This window comes from Gemmobacter caeruleus, assembly GCF_008271655.1.
In the GTDB taxonomy this organism is placed as follows: domain Bacteria; phylum Pseudomonadota; class Alphaproteobacteria; order Rhodobacterales; family Rhodobacteraceae; genus Gemmobacter; species Gemmobacter caeruleus.
In genome coordinates this window covers 443,918-449,917 of record NZ_VKKX01000044.1, presented here as the reverse complement: position 1 = coordinate 449,917, position 6,000 = coordinate 443,918, and the positions used below count along the sequence as shown (strand labels likewise).

The window sequence follows — 6,000 nt, the reverse complement described above, 5'->3', positions numbered from 1 at the left end:
GTCGTCGTCGCTTGGCTGTGAAGATGGATCAGCATGACCGTGCCCCGTCCCGAATGCCCCTCAGCACCGATCTTGCCATGAAGAGTGCAGATCGCCGAGGGGAAATGTGATCATCCGGGATCAAACAAGTACTCAATTATCAGCGGATCACCTTCCTTCTCCTTTAGGCGATGCCCGTAAATTACAGATGTCCGCTCTATGCTTTCTGACCAGTAGTGTTGAATTCTGCTGCGCAGTTGCAATTCAAGCATTCGGCCCGATACTTCAAGAATAATATGCAGCGCACGATAGCCTGTGTCGTCTCTTCCTTTTTCTCTGTAATCGGTCACGCGTAGTATCTTTACGAAAGTACTCTCGTTCAACTTCTCCGAGATGTACCTGAAAAGTTCATTCACGTCATTGTTGTTTGAGACAATGATTCGGCAGCCGCCTATGTCTTGCAATTGGGTGAGGCGGACGCTAAATATCTTTAGTTTTCGAAGGATTTGCGGCTTTCTCTTCAATCTTTGGGCGATATAATACTCTGTGCTGTGCGAGTGCAGCCACTGTTGTAGTTCAAGTGTAAGTCGTGTCAAAGGTTCGAGGTGCTCTTTTCTATATTCATCAAAGAGCATTTCGAGCTCTAACATTTCCTCATCGTAGTCTTTACTGCTGTCGCTCAAATATCTTCCGGCACGATCCAGTTTTGATTTAGATGCCATGCTGATATATTTTATCCATATAATACTTCTGAATTTGGCTGGTCATTCACGCCCCCTCACACATCCAGTTCCTCCACAAACCGCGCGTTTTCCTGGATATACTGGAAGCGCAACTCGGGTTTCTTGCCCATCAGCCGTTCCACCAGATCGCCCGTTTCGCCCGGTTCGTCCTCGTCGATGCTGACGCGGATCAGGGTGCGGGATTTGGGGTCCATCGTGGTTTCCTTCAAATCCTTGGCGTCCATCTCGCCCAGACCCTTGAAGCGTTGCACGTCGATCTTGCCCTTGCCGCCGATGCCCTTTTCCAGCCAATGCTCCTTTTCCGCGTCATTGGCGACGTAAAGCCGCTTGGCGCCCTGCGTCAGCCGGTACAGCGGCGGGCAGGCGAGGTAGAGGTGCCCCTTGTCGATCAGCGGGCGCATCTGGGTAAAGAAAAAGGTCATCAAGAGGCTGGCGATATGGGCGCCGTCCACATCGGCATCAGTCATGATGATGATCTTGTCATAGCGCAGGTCATCGACCTTGAACCGCGTGCCCATGCCGACGCCAAGCGCCTCGCAGATATCGCGGATCTCGGCATTGTCGGCCAGCTTGTTCGAGGCCGCGCCCAGCACGTTCAGCACCTTGCCGCGCAAGGGCAGCAGCGCCTGATATTCGCGGTCGCGCGCGCCCTTGGCCGATCCGCCGGCCGAGTCGCCCTCGACGATGAACAGCTCGGTCCCCTCGCGGTTCTTGGCGGAACAATCGGTCAGCTTGCCGGGCAGGCGCAGGCGTTTGGTCGCGGATTTGCGCTGCGTTTCCTTTTCCTGCCGGCGCCGCAGCCGTTCCTCGGCGCGCAGCACCAGGAAATCGAGGATCGCGCCCGCCGATTTGGTGTCATTGGCCAGCCAGGTGTCGAAATGGTCGCGCACCGCGCCTTCGACCCATTTCGCGGCCTCCTCGGTGGACAGGCGGTCCTTGGTCTGGCCCACGAATTGCGGCTCGCGGATGAAGCACGACACCAGCGCGCAGCCCCCCGCCAGCAGGTCGTCGCGGGTGATCTGTTCGGCCTTGCGGTTCTTGACCAGCTCGCCATAGGCGCGCACGCCCTTCAGGATCGCAGCCCAGAACCCGGCCTCATGCGTGCCGCCCTCGGGGGTGGGCACGGTGTTGCAATAGCTGTGAATGAAACCATCGCGCGCGGGCGTCCAGTTGATTGCCCATTCCACCGAACCGGGGACGCCGTATTTCTCGGTGAAGTTCACCTTCCCGGCAAAGGGCTTTTCCGAATAGGTTTCAATATTTTGCAGGCTTTCGCTCAGGTAATCCGCGAGGCCCCCGGGAAAGTGGAACGTGGCCTCTTGCGGGGTTTCGCCATCGTCCACCGCCGATTTCCAGCGGATTTCGACGCCCGAGAACAGATAGGCCTTTGAACGCACCATCTTGAACAGCCGCGCGGGTTTCAGCTTGAGCGAGCCGAAGATCTCCGGATCCGGGTGGAAGGTCACGGTCGTCCCGCGGCGGTTGGGGGCGGCGCCCAGTTTCTCGATCGGGCCTTGCGGCACACCGCGGGCAAAGCGCTGCTCATAAAGCTCCTTGTTGCGCGCGACCTGCACGATCAGCGAATCCGACAGCGCGTTCACCACCGAGGAACCCACGCCATTCAACCCGCCCGAGGTGGAATAGGCCTTGTTCGAGAATTTGCCCCCCGCATGCAGCACGGTCAGAATGACCTCCAGCGCGGATTTGCCGGGGAATTTCGGGTGCGGATCGACCGGCATGCCCCGGCCATTGTCGCGCACGGTGACCGAATGGTCTTCGTGCAGTTCCACCTCGATGCGGTTGGCATGGCCCGCCACCGCCTCGTCCATGGAGTTGTCGAGGATTTCGGCCACCAGGTGATGCAGCGCCCGTTCATCCGTGCCGCCGATATACATGCCGGGGCGCTTGCGCACCGGCTCCAGCCCTTCCAGCACCTCGATCGAGGCGGCGTTATAGTCGTCGGGCTGGCCGGAAAACATGTCGGAGGCCATGGATGCTCGGTTCCTCTTGCGGTCTTGTTATGGCGCGCGATTAGACCACCCACCCGGGCGCAGCGCAAGCGGTTGTGGGGCAGGGGGCGCGGGACGCAGCTTTTGGGGGGTCAGACCGGCTCCGCCTCGCGGGCGGTCCACATGGCGCGGAAGGCCGGGCGGGACTGGCAGCGGTGCAGCCAGGCGGCGGCGCGGGGATGGGCCTCGATCAGCGGCTTGTGGCCCTGGGCATAGCGCAGGCATTCCGCCACCATGATATCGGCCACGGTGAAACGGTCCAGCAGCCAGTCGCGGCCCTGAAGATGCCCCTCGATCCGCGCCACGCCACGCGCGAGCTTGCCGGCCTCGGCCGCCACCACGGCCGCGTCCTTGGATTGCAGGATCGGCAGGGAATGCGGTTCGATCGAGGTGGCCGCGAACAGGGCCCAGTTTTCCAGCAACGCCTGTTCCGCCGCCGTCTGCCCGCCAAGCGCAAAGCCATGCGCCCGCGCGATATGCAGGCAGATCGCCAGGCTTTCGGTCAGCACCAGATCGCCCTCTTTCATCGCGGGGATCTGTCCGATCGGGTTCACCGCCAGAAAGCTGGCGCTGCGGGTATTGACCGGGGCGCCGCCGGCATCGGGGTCGGACAGGCGATAGGCCTGGATCACGGGCACATGGGTAAAGGGCGTGCCGGTTTCAGCCAGAAGCCAGAGCGGGCGCGACGCGCGCGAACGATAGCAGCCGTAAAGGGTCAGCATGGCGGGTCTCCTCATCGCTGCAATCTTCATCCCTTGCCGATGGGAATTTGGCAACAGCCTTGCCGAAAGGGCGGTGACAGGGCACCATGGCAGGGCGCCGGTATTTCGCGGCGCGTGTCGTCTGTTTTTGATCCGCAAGAGGTTTCCATGACCCGACTGTTTGCCGGGGCCTGCGCGGCCCTGTCGGCGCTGCTCTATCCGACGGGCGCCTTGTTTCTGAAAAGCTGGGGCCAGATCGCCCCGGGGCTGACGCTGGCGGTGGCGGGGGTGGCCTTTGCTGCGGCGGTGGCCTTGCAGGGCGGGGCGCTGCGGCGGCTGCGCCTGCCGGCGGTGGTGCTGGTCATGGCGTGCAGCCAGATCGGACTGGCCCTGCTGGGCGCGCGATTCTTCTTTCGCGGCGGCTTTCCGGTGCTGGAGTTGAGCCTGATCTCCGCCGCTCTTGCCGCGGTTGTTTTCGCCCTGTCGGCGGGTCCGGCAGTGCCGCAAAGGCAGGCAGGCGGGCGGCAAAGCCGGGCCGGGTGAATGGCGCGCCATACGGCAGGCTTGCAATCCGACCTGCGGAGCGGCAAGCCTTCGCACATGACCGAGCACCCGCCCAGACCCGACTCGGCGCGCTTTGCCGAACGTGACCAGAAGGCCGAGATCGTGGATCGGCTCTATGAGGTCGCGCTCGATCCCATCCGGCTGGAAGACCTGCTGGAAGTCTGGGAGGAACGGGTGACCGCGCTGCGGGTCGGCGCGCTGGACAATGCGGTGCCGCTGGACGACCCCGAGATCGACGCCCATGTCAACCGCGCCCGGGTGTTTCTGGACCGATACGAGGCGACGCGGGCCGAAGGCGGCTATCGCGTCATGCTCGATGACATCCCGCGTTCGGCGGCCTTTGTCAGCGATGGCGGCCCGCGCGTCACCGCCTGCAACCGCGCCGCCGCCCGTGCCTTCGGTCTGGCCGAGGGCGGGCCGGTCGCGGCGCTGCCCTTCGACCCCGAGGATGTGGAGACCCTGCGCGGCGTCATCCGCAAGGTGGCCTCGGGCCGGGCTGAAAAGGTGGCGACGCTGCGCATCCGGTCGGGGGTCACGGGCAGCCCGGTGATCCTGCGGGTCAGCGCGCTGGACGAGCCGGGGCTGGCGCTGGTGCTTTCGACCGAACTGTTCTGGCCTGACGATTTCAGCCATACCGTGCAAGAGGCCTTTGGCCTGACCGTCGCCGAGGTGGAGATCGTGCGCGGCATCACCCTGGGCCTGCCGCTGAAGGAAATCGCCGAACAGCGCGGCCGCTCGATCGAGACGGTGCGCACCCAGGCGCGGTCGATCCTCGCCAAGACCGAGACGCACAGCCAGTCGGAGCTGGTGCGCGTGGTGCTGGGGCTGATGGATGTGGCGCTGCTGCCCGCCGTCGCGCCCAATATGCGCGGCAATGCAGGCGCGATGGAGCCGCTGCCGTTTTCCAGCTTTCGCGGCCCCGGGGGACGGTCGCTGGATTATATCGAATTCGGCGATCCGAAGGGGACGCCGCTGCTTTACATGCACCTCGATTACGGGCTGATCCGCTGGCCCGCCGCGGCGGAACGGCAGGCGCGGTCGCAGGGGCTGCGCGTGGTGGTGCTGGTGCGGGCGGGCTACGGGCGCAGCGCCTTGCTCGCCAAGGGGGTCGATCACGTCCAGGGCTGCGCCGAGGATTATGCGGCGCTGCTGGATCATCTGGGCATCGAGCGGGCGGCGGTGATCTGTCTGGGCGCCGATCTGCGCTTTGCACTGGCGCTGTCGAACCTGCGGCCGGGGCTGGTCAGCGGCATTCTGGGCTGCGCCGCGCAATTGCCGCTGCGCACCGCCGCGCAATACGAACGCATGGACAAATGGCAGCGCTTCATCCTGGCCAATGCGCGATATGCGCCCAAGGTCTTGCCGTTTCTGGTTCAGGCCGGGTTCAGCCTGGCGCGCAAGCTGGGCAAGGAAAAGTTCTTTGCCCAGGTCAATGGCGGCTCGCCCGCCGATATGGAGACCTTCGCCGACCCGGAGGTGCGCGCCGCCGTGCTGGAGGGATCGGAGATCTGTCTGGGCGCCCGCACCTCGGCGCATGAGGCCTTTACCCGCGAATGCATCAGTTCCGAACGCGACTGGTCGGGGCTGATCCATGCGGTGAAGGTGCCGGTGCGGCTGTTGCAGGGCGACCAGGATCCGCAGACCCCGGTGCTGACCATTCGCGAACTGATGGTGGATTATCCCGAACTGACCATCGAATTCCTGCCGCGCACCGGGCAACTCTTGTTCTTCAAGGAATGGCGGCAGGTGCTGGAACGGGTGCAGGCGCTGTTGCCGCGTTGACGTGTAGGGAAGGCAGGTCAATTTACCGCATGTGGGGTATGCGGTGGTTCGGACGACTCGGCTAGCATCGGGGCATGACCTAAACATATTGCGCCGCTTTTCAGAACGATATCATCCCCCTCAAGGCAGGGCGGCGGATCTGGGGTCCGCCGCCCTGTTGGTTTATGGGGCCGCCATCCGGGGTGCGGGCTGCGATCCCCGTGCAACATCCGTCTCAAAAAC

The 6,000-nt window shown here is 63.4% G+C and carries 5 protein-coding genes; 2 read left to right on the top strand and 3 right to left on the bottom strand.

The window, feature by feature from the left end:
* Nucleotides 1-110: 110 nt before the first annotated feature.
* The 3 genes from FOA17_RS15475 to FOA17_RS15465 form a co-directional block, all read right to left on the bottom strand.
* A complete protein-coding gene (locus FOA17_RS15475; RefSeq protein WP_149142391.1) occupies nt 111-701 on the bottom strand; it encodes a RelA/SpoT domain-containing protein in 591 nt (196 codons plus the stop codon).
* 56 nt (nt 702-757) lie between these two features.
* Entirely contained in the window at nt 758-2,713 is a 1,956-nt protein-coding gene (gene parE, locus FOA17_RS15470) for a DNA topoisomerase IV subunit B (protein WP_149142390.1), read from the bottom strand.
* A 110-nt stretch (nt 2,714-2,823) separates the two neighbouring features.
* The gene (locus FOA17_RS15465; RefSeq protein WP_149142389.1) at nt 2,824-3,453 is read right to left on the bottom strand and encodes a glutathione S-transferase family protein; all 630 of its coding nucleotides are present in this window, start codon (nt 3,451-3,453) and stop codon (nt 2,824-2,826) included.
* A gap of 147 nt (nt 3,454-3,600) precedes the next feature.
* Here FOA17_RS15465 and FOA17_RS15460 point away from each other — a divergent pair, with 147 nt between their 5' ends.
* Both FOA17_RS15460 and FOA17_RS15455 read left to right on the top strand, forming a co-directional pair.
* On the top strand, nt 3,601-3,975 hold the full coding sequence (locus tag FOA17_RS15460; protein WP_149142388.1) for a hypothetical protein: 375 nt from the start codon (nt 3,601-3,603) through the stop codon (nt 3,973-3,975).
* A gap of 57 nt (nt 3,976-4,032) precedes the next feature.
* A complete protein-coding gene (locus FOA17_RS15455) occupies nt 4,033-5,778 on the top strand; it encodes a bifunctional helix-turn-helix transcriptional regulator/alpha/beta hydrolase (RefSeq protein ID WP_162528277.1) in 1,746 nt (581 codons plus the stop codon).
* Nucleotides 5,779-6,000 lie beyond the last annotated feature (222 nt).

Bases quoted from the DNA above. Each gene is read 5' to 3' on its own strand.
- FOA17_RS15475 (WP_149142391.1), bottom strand. From the start codon at position 701: ATGGCATCTAAATCAAAACTGGATCGTGCCGGAAGATATTTGAGCGAC.
- parE (WP_149142390.1), bottom strand. From the start codon at position 2,713: ATGGCCTCCGACATGTTTTCCGGCCAGCCCGACGACTATAACGCCGCC.
- FOA17_RS15465 (WP_149142389.1), bottom strand. From the start codon at position 3,453: ATGCTGACCCTTTACGGCTGCTATCGTTCGCGCGCGTCGCGCCCGCTC.
- FOA17_RS15460 (WP_149142388.1), top strand. From the start codon at position 3,601: ATGACCCGACTGTTTGCCGGGGCCTGCGCGGCCCTGTCGGCGCTGCTC.
- FOA17_RS15455 (WP_162528277.1), top strand. From the start codon at position 4,033: ATGACCGAGCACCCGCCCAGACCCGACTCGGCGCGCTTTGCCGAACGT.